Below are 18176 nucleotides of genomic sequence, written 5' to 3'. Positions count from 1 at the left end.
CGCACAAATGTATAAGGTGCCTGTCTGGACAGGTACGCAGACTCAACGCGAGCGAATCGACTGCATGAAAATCAAGACCATCGGATTGGCGACACTCTTGACCGCTTGTGCCCAGGCGGCGTACGCGGCCCCTTTCACCGTGTCGGACATTCGCGTGGAGGGCCTGCAGCGGGTCTCTGCGGCGTCCGTCTTCAACGCCTTCCCCGTCAACGCTCGCGACCGGGTAGACGACAGGCAGCTGGCCGAAGCGGCTCAGCAACTCTTTGCCACCGGGCTGTTCGAGGACGTTAGCCTCGCCCGCGAAGGCGATGTGTTGATCATCGATGTCGAGGAACGCCCGACCATTTCGCGGCTGAACATCGAAGGTAACTCCCAGGTCAGCGACGAAGACTTGCGCGCCGGACTCAAGCAGGCCGGGCTCGGTGAGGGCCAGGTGCTGCAGCTGTCTACCATCGAGCGGATGAAGCGTGAACTCGAGGGACTCTATCAGTCCCAGGGCCGCTACAGCGCCCGCATCGACACCGAGGTGTCGCCGGTGGGCGCGGGGCGTGTTCAGGTCGATATCGACATCAATGAAGGGGCGGTGGCGAAGATCCGCCAGATCAACATCGTCGGCAATGAGGCCTTTTCCGACAGCACCCTGCGTGATGTCTTCGAGCTCGAGGATGATCCGGGGCTGTTCTTCGGTTGGTTCTCCGCCGACGAGTATTCCCGTGAGGCACTGGCCGGTGACCTGGAGCGGCTGCGCTCCTGGTACCTGGACCGCGGCTACGTGAACTTCGAGATCACCTCGAGCCAGGTGTCGATCAGCCCCGACAAGTCGCGTATTTTTATCACCGTCAATGTCGATGAGGGTGACCGCTACCGCGTCGGCGACATCAACTTCGTCGGTGACCTGAAGCTCGCCCAGGGCGAGGCCCGCAAGCTCCTTCAGTTCGAGTCCGGCGAGGTGTTCTCACGCAGCAAGGTGGTGGCCTCGAGCGAAGCCATGCGTTCGCGCCTGGGCGCCGAAGGGTTCGCCTTCGCCAATGTCGACGGCATTCCCGAAGTGCGTTCCGACGGCGAGACCGTCGACCTGACGTTCCAGGTCACGCCGGGGCGGCGTGCGTATGTGCGTCGTATCCAGTTCGTCGGCAACACCACCACCAAGGATGAGGTGCTGCGTCGGGAAATGATCCAGATGGAGGGGGCGCCGGCGTCCACCGAGTCGATTTCCCAATCGCGCCAGCGTCTCGAGCGCCTGGGGTTCTTCAAGCAGGTGGAAGTGCAGACCGAGCCGGTGCCGAGTGAGCCCGATCAACTCGATGTGACCTATACCGTCGAGGAGCAGCCCTCGGGTGCGATTTCGGCCAGCCTGGGCTTCTCCCAGAGTGCCGGCGTGATCTACGGCGCCTCGCTGTCCCAGAACAACTTCCTGGGCAGCGGTAACCGGGTCAATATCGGCGCCCAAAAGAGTGATACCTACACCAGCGTCAACTTCGGTTTCACCGACCCGTACTGGACCCTGGACGGCATCTCTCGCGGGTACAACTTCTACTACCGCGCCACGGACTACGAAGACTCCGACATCTCGACCTACTCGACCAATGCGCTCGGCGCCGGCATCAACTTCGGCTACCCGATCAATGAGCTGACGCGGATGAACTTCGGCGCCAACATCGAGTCGCTGGAGATCGACACCTACGACGACACGCCGTCGGAGATCGAGCGCTACGTCCAGGATGAAGGCGATGACGCCAATACACTGTCGGTGACCTCAAGCTGGACGCGTAACGATCTAAACCGCGGCCTGATGCCCACGGCAGGCAACTATCAGCGCCTGTCGCTGGAGCTCGGTGTGCCCGGTAGCGACGCCGAGTACTACAAGGCCAGGGCCCAGGCCAAGCAGTTCTTCCCGTTCAACGAGGAAGAGACCTGGTCGCTCAAGTTCAGCGGCCAGGTGGGCTATGCCGATGCCCTCAATTCCAGCGACCCGTATCCGTTCTATGAGAACTTCCTGGCCGGTGGCCTGGGTTCCGTGCGCGGCTATACCGACAATACCCTGGGTGAGCGGACCACCGAGCGACGTGACGGTGATGACGAGACGCTCGGTGGCAACGTGCTCGTCGAGGGCAGCATGGAGCTGATCTTCCCGATGCCGTTTGTCGACGACAAGCGCTCGATACAGCCGTCGCTGTTCATCGACGCCGGTAACACCTTCCTCACCGAGTGCTACGATGTGCTGAGCGAAGATCAGGGCCGCGAGAAGTGTGACTCCGGGGTCGAGCTTGGCGATCTGCGTTACAGCGCGGGTGTCGGGGTGTCGTGGCTGACGCCGGTGGGCCCGCTGACCTTCAGTGTCGCCGAGCCGCTCAATGACGACGACGATGATGATACCCAGGTGTTCCAGTTCTCGCTGGGCCAGACGTTCTGATGAAACGAGACCGGGTACGGCGGCTGGCGGTGCTTGCCGCCAGCCTGTCACTGTTGGCGCCGCTGAGCGCGCTGGCAGGTGGTGATGTGGCGGTGCTCGATTGGCGCAAGGCGCTGATGGACACCAGTGCCGCCCAAGCGACCTTCGCGCAGCTACGCGGTCGTATCGGTGCTCAGCAGCGCGAAGCCGACACACTGGGCAGCGAGCTTGAGCGTCTGTCCGGACGCCTGGCCAACGAAGGCGACAGCCTGCCCGAGGCCGAGCATCGCGCCCTGATGCAAGAGTTTCAGCGCAAGGGGCAGCGCTTCGATGGGCTGAGGCGCGATATTCTCGAGGCTCGCCAAGAAACCGAACAGCGTTTCTTAAGCGGCCTCGAACCGAAAATGGACCGGGCAGTCAATCAGGTCATTGAACGCCGCGGCATCGACGTACTGGTCGATCCGGGCGGGGTACTCCATAGCGCGTCCGATCTGCCTGACGTGACCGCCGAGGTCACCCAGATCCTGAACACGCTCTAATTCGGCCGTCATCTGATTCACGGGCTCTCATGACAGATTCACGCAAGCAACCGACCCTCGCCGAGATCGCCGACCGCCTGGGCGCCCGCCTAGAGGGCGATGGCGGGCGGCGAGTCTCTGGCCTCGCCACGCTCAAGGAGGCGGGGCCCGACCAGATCGCCTTTCTCGCCAATCGTGCCTACCTCAAGGACCTGCCGGACACCCGCGCAGCGGCGGTGCTGCTGACGGCCGAACATGCCGAGAGCTGCCCCGCGGCGACGCTGGTGCTGGATAACCCTTATCTGGGCTATGCCGAGCTGTCACGGATGCTCGACCCCCTGGCCGATGCCCATGCCCCGGGGGTTCACCCGTCGGCCGTGGTCGCCGAGGACGCGGTGCTGGGCGATGACGTCTGTGTTGGCCCCAGCGCCGTGATCGAGTCTGGGGTGACCCTCGGCGATGGTGTGGTGATCGGTCCGGGCTCGGTGGTCGGCGCCGATACCCGGATCGCCGAGGGCAGCTTCCTGCACGCCAATGTCACGGTCTACCACGGTGTGGTGATCGGCAAGCGGGCGATTTTGCACAGTGGCTGCGTGATCGGTGCCGATGGATTCGGCTTCGCCCATGACGGCGCGGGCTGGCGCAAGATCGCCCAACTCGGCGGCGTGGTGCTCGGCGATGATGTGGAAGTCGGCAGTTGCTCGAGCATCGATCGCGGGGCGCTCGGGGACACCGTCATCGGCGACGACGTCAAGATCGATAGCCAGGTCCAGATCGCCCACAACGTGCGCATCGGCGATCACAGCGCCCTGGCGGGCTGTGTCGGGATTGCCGGCTCTACCAGCGTCGGGCGTCACTGCATGCTCGGCGGCGGCGTGGGCCTGTCGGGCCACCTGACGATCTGTGACGGTGTTCAGGTCACCGGCATGAGCCTGGTCACCAATTCGATTCTGAAACCCGGCGTCTACTCGTCGGGTACCGGCGCCATGGAGAACGGCCAGTGGCGTCGCAATGCGGTCCGCTTCAAGCAACTCGACAACATCGCCCGTCGCGTCATGCGGCTCGAAAAACGCGGTGATGACGAGGCTTGAGGGCCCGCCCCAGGTCGGTATAATCCACCGCCTAGCTCCGCGCGGCAGGCTCACGGCGCATCGTCTTGCCGCCACCGGAAGCGCCCACCCCGGGAGGGGAGGGCTTTTGTCATTTCAGAGGTCGCTACGATGGTTATGGACATCAACGAGATTCGCGAGTACCTGCCCCACCGCTATCCTTTCCTGCTGGTGGACCGGGTCACGGAACTGACCCTGGGCGAGACCATCGTTGCCTACAAGAATGTCAGCATCAACGAGCCGTTCTTCAACGGCCATTTCCCGCACCACCCGATCATGCCAGGGGTGCTGGTGGTCGAGGCGCTGGCGCAGGCCTGCGGTATTCTCGGCTTCAAGACCGTGAACAAGCTGCCCGCCGACGGCTATGTCTACTACCTCGTCGGCAGTGATAACGTACGTTTCAAGCGTCCGGTGATGCCGGGCGACAAGCTCGAGCTCAGCGCCAAGGTCGAACGTACCAAGCGTGGCATCTGGAAGTTCAACTGCCGCGCCACCGTCGACGGTGAGCTGTGCTGCGAAGCCGACATCATCTGTGCCGAGAGGAAGATCGCTTGATTCATCCCACCGCCCTCGTAGATCCCGGCGCACGCCTGGCCGACGATGTCGAGGTGGGGCCGTTCTCCGTGATCGGCCCTGACGTCGAGATCGGGGCCGGGTCGGTCATTGGCCCCCACGTCGTGGTACAAGGCCCCACGGTGCTCGGGCGCCGAACCCGAATCTTCCAGTTTGCCTCGGTCGGCGAAGCCTGCCAGGACAAGAAGTACAACGGCGAACCGACACGCCTGGTGATGGGGGACGACAACGTCGTGCGCGAAGGCGTCACCCTGCACCGTGGCACGGTCCAGGACCGTGGCGAGACCACTATCGGCTCGCGCAACCTGTTCATGGCCTACGTCCACGTCGGTCATGATTGCGTGATCGGGGACGACTGCATCCTGGCCAACCAGGTGACCCTGGCCGGTCACGTGCACATGGGCGATTTCGCCATCGTCGGTGGTCTCTCGGCGATTCATCAGTTCTGCCATTTCGGTGCTCATGCCATGGCCGGCGGCGGCTCGATCATCACCAAGGACACGCCATCCTTCGTGATGATCAACGGCAGCCCCGCCCAGGCCCACGGCCTGAACGTGGTTGGCCTGAAGCGCCGCGGCTTCACTCCCGAGGCGATTCGCGCCCTCGGCGAGTGCTACAAGCTGGTCTATCGCCAGGGGCTGACCGTGGAGCAGGCGCTGTCCGAGATTCGCAGCCGTTTCTCGCTTCCCGAGACCGAGGCTTTCGTGGCCTCCATCGAGGCATCCACCCGAGGCATTACCCGCTAGCCGCGGGTCGGGAGACACGCCCATGTTCGAGTCCACCCTCGATGTCCCTCGCCAGGGGGCGTCGTCGACGCCTTGCCCCGCTCCGGCGCGGGTCTACCTGGTCGCCGGTGAGCTTTCCGGCGACATTCTCGGCGCCAGCCTGATGCGGGCATTGAAGGCGCGCCACCCCGGAGTCGAGTTCCGAGGCCTCGGCGGGCCGCGCATGGAAGCCGAAGGCATCGTGTCGCTGTATCCCCTCGAGACCCTGTCGGTGATGGGGCTGGTCGAGGTCGTAAAGCACCTGCCGGAACTCATTCGCGTGCGTCGCGCCCTGCGCGCCGACGCCCTGGCGTGGCGCCCCGATATCATGCTCGGCATCGACGCTCCCGACTTCAATCTGGGCCTTGAGCGGCAGTTGCGCGAGGCGGGCGTGACCACGGCTCACTACGTCAGTCCCTCGGTATGGGCCTGGCGCCAGGGCCGGGTCAAGGGCATCGCCAAGTCCGTCGATGCCATGCTCACCTTTCTGCCCTTCGAGGCGGCCTTCTATGCCCAGCATCGCGTGCCGGTGGCCTTCGTCGGTCACCCTCTGGCCGATGACATGCCGCTGGACTGCGACCGGGGTAAGGCGCGTCAGGCCCTGGGTCTGACGCCGGAGGGCGAAGTCCTGGCGCTGTTGCCGGGCTCACGGCGCAACGAGATTCGCTTCATGGGGGCGGTCTTTCTGGACGCCGCCGAGCGGCTGGTGGCGGCCCGCCCTGGGCTTCGTGTGCTCATCCCCGCGGCAACGCCAGAGCGGCGCAGCGAGCTCGAGGCGCTGCTCCAGGCGCGCCCGACCCTCGACGCCAGCGTCGTGCTGATCGATGGCCAGGCTCGCGAGGCGATGGTCGCCAGCGACCTGGTGTTGCTGGCTTCCGGCACCGCGGCGCTGGAGGCGATGCTGTGTCACCGTCCGATGCTGGTGGCTTACCGTATGGCACCGATGACCCACTTCATCGCCAAGCGCATGGTCAAGACCGAGTGGATCTCGCTGCCGAACCTGATTGCGCAGGCGTCGCTGGTGCCGGAGCTTATTCAGGAGGCGGCCTCGAGCGACGCCATCGCCGAAGGACTCGGCGCCATGCTCGACGACGAGCCAGCGCGCCTGGTCCTGGAAGAGCGCTTTGCGACGATGCACAAGGGGCTTCAGCGCGATGCCAGTCGGCGTGCGGTGGATGCCATCGATGCCCTCGTCGCCGGCGAGCCGCTGCCGGCCAGCGTGTCGCCGGCGCTGGCCCGCCAGGTCGCCGATGGCCAGGTCGCCGATGGCCAGGTCGCCGATGGCAACGCCCTTGGCACCGCCGGAGAGGGGGTCGCCGCACCCCAGCCACCGACGCAAGATGGCTCGGCCGATGGCCCAGAGGTGTCGCGTGGCCGGTAGTGGCCAGAACCGTCGCGTGGCCCTGCCTCCCCTGGTGATCGATTACGGTGGAGACCTGCTGGCCGGCGTCGACGAAGTCGGTCGCGGGCCCTTGGTGGGCTCGGTGGTCGCGGCGGCGGTGATTCTGGATCCGTGCCGCCCGGTCGACGGGCTCAACGATTCCAAGGCCTTGACGGCCAAACGCCGTGAGGCCCTGGACGCGCTGATTCGCGAGCGCGCGCTGGCGTTCGCCGTGGCCGAGGCCACCTGCGAGGAAATCGACGCGCTCAATATCTATCACGCGACCCATCTGGCCATGCGTCGCGCCATCGATGCCCTGGCGCCGGCGCCGGAATACCTGCTGGTGGACGGCAATCGTCTGCCCGGGCATCATGTTCCCGGCCAGGCGGTGGTCAAGGGCGATGCCCGGCATGGCGCCATTGCGGCCGCTTCCATACTGGCCAAGGTGGCTCGCGACGCCGCCATGGCGGCGCTCGATGCCCGCCATCCCGATTACGGCTTCGCCCGCCACAAGGGCTATCCGACGCCCGAGCACCTGGCCGCCCTCGAGCGATTCGGGGCGCTGCCAGAGCACCGTCGCTCCTTCGCCCCGGTCAAGCGCCAGCTCGCGCTGTTCTAGCGTCGTTTTTCGCTTCGTTTTTCGGGTCGCGCCTGACGCGGCCGGTTGCACACCCGAGGACCCGACTCCCCATGTCCGCACCCTTTATTCACCTGCGCGTCCACAGCGAGTTCTCTCTGGTCGACGGCCTCGTGCGCCTCAAGCCCTACGTCAAGACCGGCGTCGCGCTCGGCATGCCCGCCCTGGCCCTGACCGATGAGGCCAACCTGTTCGGGCTGGTCAAGTTCTACAACGGCGTGCAGGGCGCGGGCATGAAGCCGATCATCGGCTCCGACCTGTGGCTCAGCAACGCCCACGACGCCGATCATCCCTATCGGGTGACCCTGCTGGCGATGAACGATGTCGGCTATCGCAACCTCACCGAGCTGATCTCCCGCGGCTGGACCGATGGGCAGCGCCAGGGCAGGGCGGTACTGGATAAAGCCTGGGTGCTGGCGCAGAGCGAGGGGCTGATCGCGCTGTCTGGTGGGCGCGATGGCGACATCGGCCGCCATCTGGTGACGGATCACCAGGCCGAGGCGCGAACATTGCTGGCGCAGTGGAAGGAGGCCTTTCCCGAGCGTTTCTACCTCGAATTGACGCGTACCGGGCGAGCGCTGGAAGAAGAGTGCGTGCATGCGTCTGTGGCGTTGGCCATCGCCACGGATACGCCGGTCGTGGCGACCAATGACGTGCGCTTTCTACAGCGCGAGGACTTCTGGGCCCACGAGACGCGCGTCGCCATCGGCGAGGGCAAGGCGCTCGACGATCCGCGTCGCGAGCAGCGCTATACCGAGGAGCAGTACCTGAAGAGCCCGGCGGAAATGGCCGAGTTGTTCGCCGATGTTCCCGAGGCCATCGACAACAGCCTAATGATCGCGGCGCGCTGTAACGTCGATGTGCGCCTCGGCGAGATATTCCTGCCGGAATACGAAATTCCGGACGGCATGACCCAGGACGAGTTCTTTCGCAAGATCTCCCATGATGGCTTGACCGAGCGTCTCGCGGCCCTGTTCCCGGTGGACCAGCACCCGCGTGACAATGACGCCTGGCACCCCATCGAGCAGCGCTATCGCGAGCGCCTGGACTTCGAGCTCAACGTCATCCTGCAGATGGGCTTTCCTGGTTACTTCTTGATCGTGATGGACTTCATCCAGTGGGCCAAGGACAACAACGTCCCGGTCGGCCCGGGGCGAGGCTCCGGTGCCGGCTCCCTGGTGGCCTATGCCCAGAAGATCACCGATCTCGACCCGATCGGCTACGACCTGCTGTTCGAGCGCTTCCTGAATCCCGAGCGGGTCTCGATGCCCGACTTCGATGTCGACTTCTGCATGGAAAAGCGTGATCGGGTCATCGACTACGTGGCCGAGCGCTACGGACGCAACGCCGTGTCCCAGATCGTCACCTTCGGCACCATGGCCGCCAAGGCCGTGGTACGCGACGTGGCGCGTGCCCAGGGCAAGCCCTATTCGCTGGGCGACAAGCTGTCGAAGCTGATTCCCTTCGAAGTGGGCATGACCCTTGGCAAGGCCATCGAGGAAGAGGCCCAGCTCAAGGAGTTCATCGAGGTCGACGAGGACGCCGGAGAGATCTGGGAGATGGCGCTGAAGCTTGAAGGCGTCACCCGAGGCACCGGCAAGCACGCCGGCGGGGTGGTGATCGCGCCGACCAAGCTGACCGATTTTGCGCCGCTGTTGTGTGACGAGGAAGGCAACGGCCTGGTGGTGCAGTTCGACAAGAACGATATCGAGGACGCGGGCCTGGTCAAGTTCGACTTCCTGGGGCTGCGCACCCTGACCATCATCGACTGGGCGCTGGAGATGGTCGATAAGGTGCGCGAGACCACGGGACAAGGCCCGCTCAATATCGACAGCATACCGCTGGACGATGGCAAGACCTTCGAGATGCTCAAGAAGGCCGAGACCACGGCGGTGTTCCAGCTCGAATCCCGCGGCATGAAGGAGCTGATCAAGCGCCTGCTGCCGGACTCGCTGGAAGACATGATCGCTTTGGTGGCGCTGTTCCGCCCCGGTCCGCTGCAGTCCGGCATGGTGGATGACTTCATCAACCGTAAGCACGGTCGTGCCGAGGTCTCTTATCCACACCCGGACTACCAGCACGAGCTGTTGAAACCGGTGCTTTCGCCCACCTACGGCATCATCCTGTACCAGGAGCAGGTGATGCAGATCGCCCAGGTGATGGCCGGTTATTCTCTGGGCCAGGCCGACCTGTTGCGCCGGGCCATGGGCAAGAAAAAACCCGAGGAAATGGCCAAGCAGCGCGACGGCTTCCTGGAGGGGTGTGCGGCCAACGACATCGATGCCGATCTTGCCGGCAACATCTTCGACCTGGTGGAAAAATTCGCCGGCTACGGCTTCAACAAGTCGCACTCGGCGGCCTACGCCCTGGTGTCTTATCAGACCGCTTGGCTGAAGGCGCATTACCCGGGACCGTTCATGGCCGCGGTGATGTCCACCGAGATGGATAACCTCGACAAGGTCGTGCCACTGATCGAGGAATGTCGCCATCTCAAGCTGACCGTGACACCGCCGGACGTCAACGTCGGTGGCTACAAGTTCACCGTCGATGACCAGGCGCGTGTGGTCTATGGCCTTGGCGCCATTCGCGGGGTAGGCGAGGGGCCGATCGGCGCCATCGTCGAGGCCCGTGCCCAGGACGGCCCGTTCCGTGACCTGTTCGATTTCTGTCGTCGCATCGACCCCAAACGCATCAACAAGCGTACCCTGGAGGCGCTGATCCGCTCCGGCGCGCTCGATAACCTGGGGCCGAACCGGGCGGTACTGGCGGCGGCGCTGGAAGACGCGCTACGCGCCGCGGCGCAGAACCATCAGAACCAGAATGCCGGGATGATGGACATGTTCGGCGACGCCTTTGCCGCACCGGAAGAGGAGGCGGGCGACCCCTATGCCGACTATCTGCGCGCGCGGGAGTGGACCGATCGCGAGCGGTTGTCGGGGGAGAAGGACACCCTGGGGCTCTACCTCACCGGACATCCCATCGATGAGTACGAGCAGGAGCTGGCGCGCTTCGTCTCCACGCGCATCGCCGAGCTCAAGCCCTCGCGCGAACCCCAGCGCGTCGCCGGTCTGGTGGTGGGCATGCGCACCATGAAGTCCAAGCGTGGCGACACCATGGCCTTTTTGACCCTGGACGATCGCACCGGACGCATCGAGGCGTCACTGTTCGGCGAGATGTTCGACGCCGTCAAGCACCAGCTCGACAACGCCGAGGTGCTGATCATCGAGGGCGAGGTGTCCAGCGATGACTATTCCGGCGGCCTGCGCCTGCGCGGCAAGGATGTCACGCCCATGGTCGCGGCCAGGACGCGTTTCGGCCAGGCGGTGGAGGTGTCCGTCGACGGCAACCAGGCCAACGGCAAGTTGATCGAGAGCCTGCGCGATAGCCTCGAGCCACACCGTCAGGCCGAAGGCCTGCCGGTGCGACTGCGCTATCGCAATGCCGAAGCCGTCGGCTGGCTCGAGTTCGATGAGCAGTGGCGAGTCTCGCCGTCGGACGATCTGTTGATTGCCCTGCGTGAGGTGCAGGGCCAGGATGGTGTGCGCCTCAAGTATCGCTAGCTCACTGTCTGAGCGGGGTGCCTTGCGTGCCCCGGTCAGGGTGCGAGATGGTGTGCGCCTCAAGTATCGCTAGGCTCACTGTCTGAGCGGGGTGCCTTGCGTGCCCCGGTCAGGGTGCGATAATGCTCGCCACTTTACTCTTTGCCATGGCGAGCGCCGGGCGGCCTTTTGGGCCCCGCGCTCGCCGGTCGACCATCACAAGGCGCTAGTCCATGAATCCCAACTATCTCGATTTCGAACAGCCCATCGCCGAGCTCCAGGCCAAGATCGAAGAGCTGCGTCTGGTCGGCAATGATAGCAAGGTGAGCCTCGCCGACGAGATTTCCCGTCTCGAAGAGAAGAGCCGCAAGCTTACCGAGTCGATCTTCAAGGACCTCTCGCCGTGGCAGGTCTCCCAGCTGTCGCGTCATCCCCAACGCCCCTACACCCTGGACTATCTGGAGCACGTCTTTACCGACTTCGACGAGCTCCATGGCGATCGCGCCTTCGCCGATGATGCGGCCCTGGTCGGCGGTGTGGCCCGCCTGGATGATCGCCCGGTGATGATCATCGGCCACCAGAAGGGCCGCGACGTGAAAGAGAAGGTGCGCCGCAACTTCGGCATGCCGCGTCCGGAAGGCTATCGCAAGGCCTGCCGTTTGATGGAGATGGCCGAGCGGTTCAAGATGCCGGTGTTGACCTTCATCGACACACCCGGCGCCTATCCTGGCATCGACGCCGAGGAGCGCGGTCAGAGCGAGGCCATCGCCTACAACCTGGCGGTGATGTCGCGGCTCAAGACGCCGATCATCTCCACCGTGGTCGGAGAGGGGGGCTCCGGCGGGGCCCTGGCCATCGGCGTCTGCGATGAGCTGATGATGCTCGAGTATTCCACCTACGCGGTGATTTCGCCGGAAGGCTGTGCGTCGATCCTGTGGAAGAGTGCCGAGCGCGCCTCCGATGCGGCCCAGGCCATGGGCATCACCGCCTCTCGGCTCAAGGAGTTGGGCTTCGTCGATACCCTGATCAAGGAGCCGCTGGGGGGCGCCCACCGCTTCCCCGTCGACACCGCCGAGCGGGTCCGCGATGGCATTCGTCATAGCCTCGATCGCCTCGAAGGCCTGGATACCGACACCCTGCTCGAGCGCCGCTATGAGCGCCTGATGAGCTACGGCGCCCCGGCCTGAGCGACGCCGCTCGCTCGGGTGTCGGGAGCCCACTTGTCGAGCGCGCGCTACGTGGGCATCGTGCGGGGCGGGCGCGATGACACATCCCGCCCGCTGCCCGGTTGGCGATTCCCACTAGCCGGTGACAACGCTAGCGCCTAGAGACCCCCGTTCGGCAACGTCGAGCGGGGGTCTTTGCGTGGGCACCGGTTGGCCTGCCTGGTGGGAGGCATTGGCCATTGGTCCTACACCGCCGTCGACGCCCGCGGATGGTATACCCTGTTGCGGCGGTGTGCCGCAGCGCCTGGTGGGGCATGGGCCCGATGGACCGCTCGGGGCTTTCTGGAATCGGGAGGTGGATGTGGTAAGGATGAATGCGGGGCTGTCGAGCACTGAGCGACGTGAGGCACCGTTACGGCGTCGGCAGCAACCGACCGTCAAGGGCGAGTCGTCGCGCCGGAGGCAGGCCGACCGAGCCCTATTTCGGACCCTAGCTCGGACCCTATCTCGGACCCTATCTCGGACCCTACCTCGGACCCTACCTCGAGGCGGGGCGCGGGGATGCCGGTCGCGGCTGCTGGGCTTGAGCCTAGGAGTAGGACTAGGACTGGGTCTGGCGCCCATGGCCCACGCCACCGATGCCCCGCCGCGCCTGGTCGTGCTGACGTCGTTCTCGGAGCTGGTCAGCCAGGAGCTGGCCGACGCCTATCGCCGTGAGGCACCGGGCGTCTCGCTGTCGTTCATTCACAAGAAGACCAGTGCCGCGCTCAATCATCTCGAGCGCGGCCTGGGGCCGACACCGGACCTGGTGATGGCAAGTGCCCTCGATGCCTTCGGCTGGATGGCCGAACGCGATCTTCTGGTACCGGCGGGGGCCTTGGCCGCCCAGGCGTCGCCCTACATCGAGCCATCGCTCGAGCCGTACTGCGTGCCCTTCGCCCAGGCAGGCTATGGGGTGATGTGGCATCGGGGCTATCTCGACCGCCATGGCCTGAGTCCGCCACGGGGCTGGGAGGCGCTGCTTGCCCCGGGGTTTACCGGCCACGTTGCGATGTCGTCACCGGCGCGCTCGGGCACCACCCACGTCATCGTCGAGTCGCTGCTCCAGGCACGCGGCTGGGAGCCGGGCTGGGCTGACTTGATGGCGCTGGGAGGACGGCTTGCCACGGTGACGGCGCGCAGCTTTGGTGTGCCGATTGGCATCGAGCGTGAGCGCTTCGGTGTCGGCCTGGTGGTGGATGCGCTCGCCGCCCCGGTCCTCGCCAGCGATGCCGACGTGGGGTTTGCCTATCCTTCACCGGTCACGGTTCTCCCGGTGTGTGCCGCGCTGGTGCGCGGTGGCGCCGAGCTCGACGAGGCGCGTCGCTTCCTGCACTTTCTGACCTCGTCATCCGGCCAGCGCGCCCTGGCCTCGCCCTCGCTGGGACGTTATCCCATCGATCCGTCGGCGGCGGCCGGTGTGCCCGGCCACCCGCTGGCGCGTCTCGCACCGGGCCAGGAGCGACTCGCCTACGACGCCGAGCTATCGCGTCGCCGCTATGGTTTGGTCAATGCCCTGTTCGATCATCTGGTGACCTACCGCCTGGAGCGCCTGCGCGAGTTCTGGGCACGATATGACGAGTTGGCGGAGCGTGTCGCCTCGAGAGCGCAAAGCGGAGTGGACATCGACGCCCTGACCGGGGACCGCGCCGACCTGGCCAGCGCCAGAGCGCTGGCTACCCGCGTACCGTTCGCCGCCGAGCGCCTCACCGATGCGGATCTTGTGGCGCAGTTCAGTCGCCATCAGCCCGGATTGATGGCGGGCGCGGTGCAGCGCGAAGAAGAAGCCGCCTGGGGCGCGCGTCTCGATGCCGACCTGACGGCGGCACGGGCCTTGCTGGAGGCGCTGGCGAAGCGCCTCGATGGGCCCTCGGCGGCGGGCTCACCATGAGCGTCTGGCCGCGGGGGCTTGCGCTGCACCGCCTATGGCGACGGCTTGGGGTCAAGGTATCCTCGGCGCTGGCGGGCCTGATCGCGGTCATCGTCCTGGTGGCCCTCGGTGCCTGGCTGGCCTTCAGCGATGTCGCCGAGCGCATGACCGAGATTAGCGAGCGTCAGTTGCCGGTCATCGCCCGCTCGGCGCGTTTCGCCGAGATCGGCAGTGACCTGGTGGCGACCGCTCCGCGCTTGCTGACGGCGCGCTCGAGCTGGGAGCAGGAGAGTCTGTGGGCCGAATTGCAGGCGCGTCTGGCGCAGCTCGAAGCGCTCAGGCCGCTCTCCGGCGCGGCCTCGCTGGCCACGCAGGTGGCGGCGGCGCATGACGCGGGCGCGACGATCGATGGCGCGGGCGAGGGCGCGATGATCGATGACGCGGCGCTGACCGACCTGATCGATCGAATCCGGCGCAATCTGCTGGCGCTCAATGCCAATGTCAGCCTGGGCTTCGAGCTGGGGCGCGCCAACCGCGAGCGTTCCGAAGCGCTGCGCTGGACTCACGTCACCTTCCTCGATGAGATCGAGCCGATTCTCGAGGACAGCCGGTTTAACACCGAGACCGAAATGGAGCAGTGGGCTCGGGCCGAGTCCAACGCCGAGGAGAGCCGCTCGCGAACCAACCTGATGCACACCATCGGCGTGCGCGATCGTCTGCTCGAGGTCAATGCCGATGCCAACCTGCTGGTGGGCCTGACCCTGAGGGCGGCGAGCCAGCAGGACAGCCTGGACATCGAGCATACCCGTCAGTATCTCGGCGAGGTCGGCGATCGGTTGCGCGACAACCTCGTGCCCCTGCGCGATGAGGATAGCGCCATCACCCTGCGCGAGGCGGTGCATGCCATGCTGACCTTCGCCGAAGGCGAGGCCAGCCTGCCGGCGCTGCGCCAGCGGGAACTGGCCCTCGGCCAGCGCAACATGACCCTGATCAACGACAACGAGGCCCTGATCAGCGAACTCAAGGGCGAAATCGCGGCGCGTATTCGGCGCTCACAGGGCGAGGCCGAGGCCGCCGCCGCGGAGGCCAGGGCCAGCGTCCAGCGCGGCAAGCTGCTGCTGATCGTGATGTCATTGGCGGGGCTTGCCGTGGCCATTGCCATCGGCTGGTGGTATGTCGGGCGGCGGTTGCTCGGGCGGCTCAAGCGCCTGCGCGGACACATGGCCGCAATTGCCGGCGGCGATCTCGAGGTCAAGATCGACGTTGGCGGCAACGACGAGATCACCGACATGGCCAGGGCCCTGGCGGTCTTTCAACATACCGCCGTCGAAGTCGAGAATGCCAACGCCCAAGCGCTGATCGACAACGCCCTGGTGGGGCTCGTCAGCACCGACGCCGAGGGCGTGGTCGAGTTCGTCAATCCCAACGCCCGGGAGCTGTTTGCGGTGGCCGACGATGAGGCGATAGGGACTCGCTTCGTCGAGGCCTTTATCGCCGAACATGCCCGTGGTCGGGTGGATCTCGCGGCCCTGATGGCGGGCGGTGCCACCGCGCACCCGTTGACCACCACCGGGCGCCGGCGCGATGGCAGTACCTTTCCGCTGGACCTGAGCCTGCGGGTCTACCACCGCAGGCGCCATCGTCAGCTACTGCTGACCCTGGCCGATGCCACCGAGCGCCTGGAGGCCAAACGGCTGCTGGAGCGGCGCATTGCCGAGCGTACCCGGGACCTGCGCGGCGCCAACCGCCGGCTCAAGGATGCGGTGGCCGAGCGCCAATTGACCGAAGCCGAGCTTCGCAGCGCCAACCAGGAACTGATTCAGGCGACCAAGCTTGCAAGCCTCGGCCAGCTCTCGGCCAGCATCGTCCACGAACTGAATCAGCCGCTCAGCGCCCTGCGCTATCGCAACCACAATGCGCGTCAGCTGCTGGCGCTCGAGCGCCACGACGAGGCCCTCGCCTGCCTGGTCACCGCCGAGCAGCTGGCCGACAAGATGGCCAAGATCATCAATCATCTGAAGGTCTTCTCGCGCAAGGCGGCCGAGGTCACCGAGCCGGTCGACCTGAGACAAGTGGTCGACAGCGCCCTGTCGCTGTTCGCCCAGCGCCTGGCGCGGATGGATTGCCGGCTCGACTGGCAGACCGAGGCGGCGCTGCCCGAGGTCCTCGCCGACCCGATTCGCCTGGAGCAGGTGATGGTCAACCTGATCGGTAACGCGCTGGACGCCGTGGAGGACTGCGAGCATCCGCTGCTGACCCTGGAGACGCGCCTCGAGGCTGACCAGGTTGTGCTCGCGGTCAGCGATAACGGCGTCGGCATGTCCGAGTCGGTCATGGCCCAGATGTTTGATCCGTTCTTTACCACCAAGGCCACGGGACAGGGGCTCGGGATGTCGATCTCGCGCAAGATCCTGCGCGAGCTCGGCGGCGAGATGGCGGTCCAGAGCCGGCCCGAGAAGGGCACCCGAATCGAGCTGAGTTTACGAAGGAGCCAAGCCGCATGATGACAGCCGCTACGGATGGGCACATTCTGCTGATCGAAGACGAGCGCGACGTTCGTGAGGCCGCCTGCCTGACCATGGAACTCGCCGGCATGACGGTGCAGGCCTTCGACCGCGCCGAGCCGGCGCTGGCCGAGCTGACGCCGGACTACCCCGGCATCGTGCTCTCGGACATCAAGATGCCCGGCATGGACGGCATGGCGCTGCTCTCGTGGGTGCAGCGGCTCGACGCCGAGCTGCCGGTGATTCTGATTTCCGGCCACGCCGATATCGCCATGGCGGTGGAGGCCGTGCGCGGGGGAGCCTACGACTTCATCGAAAAGCCCGCCGACCCCGAGCGCCTGATCGAGGAGGTACGGCGTGCCCAGCGTACCCGGGCCCTGGTGCTCGAAAACCGCCGCCTCAAATCGGCGTTGGCGGGTCGCCAGGGGCTCGAGGCCAGAGTGGTGGGCGACAGCGCCGTCATGATCCGACTGCGCGAGCTGATCACCACCCTGGCCGAGGCCGACGTCGACGTGCTGATCAACGGCGAGACCGGCACCGGCAAGGAGCTGGTGGCGCGCAGCCTGCACGAGGTGAGCCCGCGGCGAGAAGGGCACTTCGTCGCGCTCAACTGCGGCGCCTTGCCCGAGTCGGTGATCGAGAGCGAGCTGTTTGGTCACGAGATCGGCGCCTTCACCGGCGCCAGCAAGAAACGCATCGGCAAGCTGGAATACGCCAGCGGTGGTACGCTCTTTCTCGACGAGCTCGAGAGCATGCCGTTGACGCTGCAGATCAAGCTGCTGCGCGTGCTCCAGGAGCGCTCGCTTGAGCGTCTCGGCGGTAATGCCAGTATCGCCATCGACGTGCGCGTGGTGGCCGCCTCCAAGCGCGACCTGGCCGAGGCCTCACGCCTCGGTGAGTTCCGCGAGGATCTCTACTATCGTCTCAACGTCGCCACCCTGGACCTGCCGTCCCTGCGCGAACGTCGCGACGACATCGGGCTGCTGTTTGGCCACTTTCTCAAGCCCGCCGCCGAGCGCTTTCGCCGCCCGGTGCCGGTGCTCGGGGCGCATCACCTGGAGGCCCTGATGGCTCACGACTGGCCCGGCAACGTGCGCGAGCTGCAGCATGAAGCCGAACGCTTCGTGCTTGGCATCTCGACGCGCCTGACGGGTGCGCAAGGTGTCGGCGGCGACCGACATGACGAGGGCGCCGCCGACGGTGGCAGCCTGCCCGAGCGCCTGGCGCGTTTCGAGCGCGAACTGCTGTGCCAGGCGCTGTCGGCATCGCAGGGGCGCGTGACCGAAGCCGCCGACAGACTCGGCATTCCCCGCAAGAAGCTCTACCTGCGCATGCAGCGCCACGGTATCGACAAGATGCGCTTCAGCGGCGGGGAGGATGAGCCGCACGCATGAAAAGCGACCGGCACTTCTCGTGATCGGCATAGGCCGACCGGCCTGCCCACGTCTGTGTCGGGGCACCTGCAATAGCTGAAGGTGATACTCGCGTCGGCTTTATCGCCTGCTGGGCTCTTTATTCCAAGCTATTTCAAACTATTCCCAGCCAGTCCCAGCCATCCCAAACTATTCCAAAATGATAGATATGTCAGATGCGCGTTCCTCAAGGAAGGCGCCTTTGGCATGGTGAAGGGGACGTGGCACCTCTGTTGAATATGCGATTGGCCCACGGAAAAGGCGACGCCTAC

General features: G+C 65.7%; 12 protein-coding genes. All 12 read left to right on the top strand.

Features of this window, described 5'->3' with window-relative positions; translation table 11 throughout:
• Positions 1-64: 64 nt before the first annotated feature.
• A complete protein-coding gene (gene bamA / locus ACUN9Y_RS05290; RefSeq protein WP_445459640.1) occupies positions 65-2413 on the top strand; it encodes an outer membrane protein assembly factor BamA in 2349 nt (782 codons plus the stop codon).
• Complete coding sequence (locus ACUN9Y_RS05285; protein ID WP_445459639.1) at positions 2413-2931, top strand: OmpH family outer membrane protein; 519 nt, start codon at positions 2413-2415, stop codon at positions 2929-2931. The genes bamA and ACUN9Y_RS05285 overlap by 1 nt, the downstream gene beginning before the upstream one ends.
• A 29-nt stretch (positions 2932-2960) precedes the next feature.
• Positions 2961-4001: a UDP-3-O-(3-hydroxymyristoyl)glucosamine N-acyltransferase gene (lpxD, locus tag ACUN9Y_RS05280; protein ID WP_445459638.1), complete on the top strand. Its 1041-nt coding sequence runs from the start codon at positions 2961-2963 to the stop codon at positions 3999-4001.
• Positions 4002-4130: 129 nt separating this feature from the next.
• Complete coding sequence (fabZ, locus tag ACUN9Y_RS05275) at positions 4131-4574, top strand: 3-hydroxyacyl-ACP dehydratase FabZ (RefSeq protein ID WP_445459637.1); 444 nt, start codon at positions 4131-4133, stop codon at positions 4572-4574.
• A complete protein-coding gene (gene lpxA, locus ACUN9Y_RS05270; RefSeq protein ID WP_445459636.1) occupies positions 4571-5338 on the top strand; it encodes an acyl-ACP--UDP-N-acetylglucosamine O-acyltransferase in 768 nt (255 codons plus the stop codon). The genes fabZ and lpxA overlap by 4 nt, the downstream gene beginning before the upstream one ends.
• A 22-nt stretch (positions 5339-5360) precedes the next feature.
• Positions 5361-6737 (top strand): lipid-A-disaccharide synthase, encoded by a 1377-nt coding sequence (gene lpxB / locus ACUN9Y_RS05265; protein WP_445459635.1) that lies wholly within the window; start codon positions 5361-5363, stop codon positions 6735-6737.
• A complete protein-coding gene (rnhB, locus tag ACUN9Y_RS05260) occupies positions 6709-7356 on the top strand; it encodes a ribonuclease HII (protein WP_445459634.1) in 648 nt (215 codons plus the stop codon). Before lpxB ends, rnhB begins: the two co-directional genes overlap by 29 nt.
• A gap of 71 nt (positions 7357-7427) precedes the next feature.
• Positions 7428-10934 carry a DNA polymerase III subunit alpha gene (gene dnaE / locus ACUN9Y_RS05255; RefSeq protein ID WP_445459633.1) on the top strand — a complete coding sequence of 1169 codons (3507 nt, stop codon included), beginning with the start codon at positions 7428-7430 and terminating at the stop codon, positions 10932-10934.
• A gap of 212 nt (positions 10935-11146) precedes the next feature.
• Entirely contained in the window at positions 11147-12100 is a 954-nt protein-coding gene (gene accA, locus ACUN9Y_RS05250; protein WP_445459632.1) for an acetyl-CoA carboxylase carboxyl transferase subunit alpha, read from the top strand.
• Between the two features lie 601 nt (positions 12101-12701).
• On the top strand, positions 12702-14009 hold the full coding sequence (locus ACUN9Y_RS05245) for an ABC transporter substrate-binding protein (RefSeq protein WP_445459631.1): 1308 nt from the start codon (positions 12702-12704) through the stop codon (positions 14007-14009).
• Complete coding sequence (locus tag ACUN9Y_RS05240; protein WP_445459630.1) at positions 14006-16492, top strand: ATP-binding protein; 2487 nt, start codon at positions 14006-14008, stop codon at positions 16490-16492. The genes ACUN9Y_RS05245 and ACUN9Y_RS05240 overlap by 4 nt, the downstream gene beginning before the upstream one ends.
• Positions 16489-17886 carry a sigma-54-dependent transcriptional regulator gene (locus ACUN9Y_RS05235; protein ID WP_445459629.1) on the top strand — a complete coding sequence of 466 codons (1398 nt, stop codon included), beginning with the start codon at positions 16489-16491 and terminating at the stop codon, positions 17884-17886. Before ACUN9Y_RS05240 ends, ACUN9Y_RS05235 begins: the two co-directional genes overlap by 4 nt.
• Positions 17887-18176 lie beyond the last annotated feature (290 nt).

It is taken from the genome of Halomonas sp. V046 (assembly GCF_052645355.1).
Note: the sequence above shows the minus strand (reverse complement) of the source record. Positions and strands in the feature narration are given on the sequence as shown.

Excerpts from the sequence above, each read along its gene's own strand:
- bamA (WP_445459640.1), top strand. The coding sequence starts at position 65 with ATGAAAATCAAGACCATCGGATTGGCGACACTCTTGACCGCTTGTGCC.
- ACUN9Y_RS05285 (WP_445459639.1), top strand. The coding sequence starts at position 2,413 with ATGAAACGAGACCGGGTACGGCGGCTGGCGGTGCTTGCCGCCAGCCTG.
- dnaE (WP_445459633.1), top strand. The coding sequence starts at position 7,428 with ATGTCCGCACCCTTTATTCACCTGCGCGTCCACAGCGAGTTCTCTCTG.
- ACUN9Y_RS05245 (WP_445459631.1), top strand. The coding sequence starts at position 12,702 with ATGGCCCACGCCACCGATGCCCCGCCGCGCCTGGTCGTGCTGACGTCG.
- ACUN9Y_RS05235 (WP_445459629.1), top strand. The coding sequence starts at position 16,489 with ATGATGACAGCCGCTACGGATGGGCACATTCTGCTGATCGAAGACGAG.
- lpxB (WP_445459635.1), top strand. The coding sequence starts at position 5,361 with ATGTTCGAGTCCACCCTCGATGTCCCTCGCCAGGGGGCGTCGTCGACG.
- fabZ (WP_445459637.1), top strand. The coding sequence starts at position 4,131 with ATGGTTATGGACATCAACGAGATTCGCGAGTACCTGCCCCACCGCTAT.
- rnhB (WP_445459634.1), top strand. The coding sequence starts at position 6,709 with ATGGCCCAGAGGTGTCGCGTGGCCGGTAGTGGCCAGAACCGTCGCGTG.
- ACUN9Y_RS05240 (WP_445459630.1), top strand. The coding sequence starts at position 14,006 with ATGAGCGTCTGGCCGCGGGGGCTTGCGCTGCACCGCCTATGGCGACGG.
- lpxD (WP_445459638.1), top strand. The coding sequence starts at position 2,961 with ATGACAGATTCACGCAAGCAACCGACCCTCGCCGAGATCGCCGACCGC.
- accA (WP_445459632.1), top strand. The coding sequence starts at position 11,147 with ATGAATCCCAACTATCTCGATTTCGAACAGCCCATCGCCGAGCTCCAG.